This is a genomic window from Streptosporangium nanhuense (assembly GCF_059358815.1).
Map to the genome: position 1 here is coordinate 1 of NZ_JCADBG010000071.1, position 4053 is coordinate 4053.

The window sequence follows — 4053 nt, forward strand, 5'->3', positions numbered from 1 at the left end:
GCCGCCCCCGGCGCCGCCGACGGCGCGGGCAACCCGCTGCTGGACGCCATCAAGCAGGCCCGGGTGCAGTTCCACGGAGCCACCGTCGATGAGCGCGGCGTGGTGCGCGCCAAGGTCGTCACCCAAGACGGCGGCACCCTGGACGGCGCCCGCGCCTTGATGCCCGCGCTGGCCGCGCACGCCCAGGCGGTGCCCGGCGGCACCAACCTCGCCGCTGACGCCACCCGGGCTGGGGTCGGCGAGCTGGAGATGCCCACCCGCGACAACCTGGCCATCCCCGGAGGCATCCCCTGGCCCGGCGTGGACGCCACCTTGTTCGGCGCGCTGCCGACCGAGCCGTTCGCACTGGGGGAGTACCAGACCGACCTGTGCCTGGTGCGGCTGCTCGGCAACTACGACACCGACCCCGACGCCGAGGACGTCGCGCACGTCAAGATCGGCGGCGTCACCGGGGCGGGCAAGAGCGTCTGCGCCCGGGTCGTTTTGGGCAGCCTGTCCATCCGGCGCCGCCTGAACATCATCGGCATCGACGTCAGCAAGGGGATGCAGACGTTCGGGCCGGTCGCGGCCGCACTGACCTGGGTCATCAACGATCTGGGCGAGGCTCGCCGGGTCATGAAGCGGCTGCGCAAGGTCATCACCGGCCGCACCAGCCACCTCGCCGGTGAGGGCCTGGACCGGTGGGCGCCGCGCTCCAGCCTGAACCTGCTGCTCATCTGGATCGAGGAGTCCTCGGACTTCGCCACCCTGGGCGCCGATTATGAGCACCTGCTGGGCAAGGCCCGCTCGGCGGGCATCATGGTGGTCTCCAGCCTGCAGCGCATCACCTACAAGGCGATGAGCACCGACGCCCGGGCCAACCACACCGCCGGTATCTGTTTTGGCGTGGACTCGGCCGAGGACGCCGAGTACGTGCTGCCCGCCCCCGCGCTGGCCGCGATCGGCCGCGAGAACCTGCCCACCTGGGGAGTCAGCCGCCGCGGCTACTCCTACGTCGCCGGCATGGGCGTGCCGTCCAAGCGCTGGTCGAGCATGCAGCGCGTCTACAACCCCACACCTGCGCAGCTGATGGACACCGTGGACGCCGGGGCGCCGTTCCGCGACCCGATGGACGCCGTCACCGCCGAGCTGTTCGGCGAGCTGTTCACCCAGCGCACCTACTACACCGGCCCCGTCTGGGGCCCCCGCAGCACCGACCCCGCCCCCAAGCCGACCCCGGCCGGGCCTGCGATCCCGGCGGCGGGCACAGCGGCGGGCACGGCGGCGCCCACCACCGTGCCGGCCATGCGATCGGCGCGGTCGGCCGCCCCTCAGATGAACCAGGAGAGCGACATGGACGACCAAGCCGTACAAGAGACCGCCCTGGAGCGCGAGGCGATGCAGGAGGCACTGCAGGACTCCCGACGCGAGCACCTGGGCGAGGACGCCCGCCCCGAAGACCTCGCCGACGTCGACCCCACCACCGTCATCAGCGGCGTCATCGTCGCCACCACCGACGACGAGGACGACCAGGACGGCGACGGCGACGGCGAGGAGGCCGAGCAGCCCGCCAAGCCGCAGATGAGCACCGAGGAAGCCCAGCGCGTCTGGGACATGGCGCTGGACACCTGGTACCGGGAGGGCCGCACCACGGTCCGCACCGCCGACATGTACGAGCTGCTGCAGCAGGTCGGCCGCGCCCGCCGCTTCCTCTACCGCCAGACCGACCGCTGGAGTGAGCTGGAGTGCATCTCGGCCCGGCCCGACGCCGACGGCTGGGACCTGATCGCCTCCCCGCTGGAGAACGTGGGCCGCCAGTAACCCACCCGGCCGGCCCCTCCGCCGGGCGCACGCTGCGTGCACGCCGCGCGAGCGCCCGGCCCGCTTTACCGAATGTGACCGAACGCCGCGGTTGGTGTGCGGCGTTGGGCGGGCCCCCTTTCTCTATAGGGGAGGGGTGGTGTGCGCAGCTCCGCACACCCCGCGCACACGGTCCGCACACCCCGGCGCACAAGATCCACACACCGGCGCACATCAACGCAGAGTAACCGCACACACCGCGCACAGCCCCGCCCATACCTACCGCACACGCGAAACGTAAGCGCACAGTCACGCACTGCGACCGCACATCGAGCGCACAACCCCCGCACAGTCACCCACCGTCACCACCACCCCGTACAGAGAAGAGGGAAAATGGCCACCCGAGCCCGTCGATCGACCTCCCGGCGAGGCCCCACCACCGCCCGCCGCACCGTCCGCAGCGTGCGCAGCAGCCCCCTGCTCGGCCTGGCCGGGGCCGCGGCGATCCTGGCCTGGATGAAGCTGGCCCGCGGCGCCGGGAAAGGCATCCGGGCGCTGAGCCCCGGCCGGGCCGACCTGGACGCCGCCTACCAGCGCGACGGCCTAGGCCTGGCCAGCGTCGTGGCCACCGTGGTGCTCGCACTGCCCGCCTGGAACCTCGCCGGCGGCATCGTCATCGACCTCATCGAGCTCGCCACCCGCGCCCTGATCGGCTCCCTCCTCGTCGCCGCCCCGATCGCCACCGCCTCCCTGGCCTGGCGGCTGCTGCGCGGCGGCGATGCGGAAATCACCCTGGTGCGGCTGCTGCTGGGCTCGGTGGCCACCACGGCCGCCGTCGCGGGCATCATCCACCTCGCCCACGGGCCGGACGCTGACGTGCTGGCCGCGGGCGGGGCGATCGGCTACGCCGCCGCCTCCCCCCTGGAACTGCTGCTGCCCACCCCGCTGAGCATCGCGCTGCTGGTCGTGCTCGCCACCTGGGGACTGCTGGTGGCCACCCAGACCCCGATCCGCCAACTCCCCGCCCGCCTGGTCGGCCTGCGCACCCGCCGCCCCGGCACCGGGACCCGGGGCTCACAGCCGGGCGGCAACCCCCGCTACGCCACCCGCGACGACGCCGACCACCCCGGCCGCCACGACAGCGCCGACGTCGTGGACGGCGAGAACGTCGACCAGGACGACGCGGTCGACGAGGCCGGGCCGCGCCGCCCGGTCGAGGTCGACCCCGACCTGATCGGCGAGCGCGGCCCCTACGACACCCCCGTCCTGGGCGCCGAGACCAGCGCACCGGCCGGCCCCGGCGACGTCGCCGAGCAGGCCGCTCCCCAGGCCGCGACCACCGCGCCGGGAGCGCTGCCCAGCCTGGACCTGCTGCGCCCGGGCAGCGCGCCGCGCGCCTCCACCAAGGCCAACGAAGTCGTCGTCGCCGCGATTGACCAGGTGCTGGCCGACTTCAACATCAAGGCCTCGGTGACCGGCTTCACCCGGGGCCCGACAGTAACCCGCTACGAGGTCGAGGTGGCCCCCGGCGTCAAGGTCGAGAAGGTCACCGCGCTCACCAAGAACATCGCCTACGCGGTCAAGTCGGCCGACGTGCGCCTGCTGAGCCCGATCCCCGGCAAGTCCGCGATCGGCGTGGAGATCCCCAACACCGACAAAGACCTCGTCTCGCTCGGCGACATCCTGCGCAGCGCGGCCGCCCGCGCCGAGCGCCACCCCCTGGTCGTCGGCCTGGGCAAGGACGTCGAGGGCAAGACGATCCTGGCCAACCTCGCCAAGATGCCGCACCTGCTCATCGCCGGGGCGACCGGCGCGGGCAAGAGCGTATGCATCAACACCCTGATCTGCTCGGTGCTGATGCGCGCCACCCCCGAGGAGGTGCGCATGGTGCTGATCGACCCCAAGCGGGTCGAGCTCAGCATCTACGAGGGCATCCCGCACCTGATCACCCCGATCATCACCAACCCCAAGAAGGCCGCCGAAGCCCTGGAGTGGGTGGTGGGGGAGATGGATCGGCGCTACGACGACCTGGCCGCCAGCGGGTTCCGCCACGTCGACGACTACAACCGGGCCGTGCGCGCAGGCAAGGTCCCCGCCGCCCGCGGGAAGGAGCCGCGCCAGCCCTACCCCTACCTGCTGGCCATCGTCGACGAGCTCGCCGACCTGATGATGGTCGCCCCCCGCGACGTCGAGGACTCCGTGGTGCGCATCACCCAGCTGGCCCGCGCCGCCGGCATCCACCTCGTCCTGGCCACCCAGCGCCCCAGCGTCGAC

The 4053-nt window shown here is 72.8% G+C and carries 2 protein-coding genes; both read left to right on the top strand.

Annotated elements, in window-relative coordinates; genetic code table 11:
• Positions 1-1800: type IV secretory system conjugative DNA transfer family protein (locus AC5L38_RS43895; RefSeq protein ID WP_495248761.1), on the top strand; the 1800-nt coding region annotated here is incomplete at its 5' end.
• A 372-nt stretch (positions 1801-2172) separates the two neighbouring features.
• On the top strand, positions 2173-4053 hold a 1881-nt coding region (locus AC5L38_RS43900), incomplete at its 3' end, for a DNA translocase FtsK (protein ID WP_495248762.1).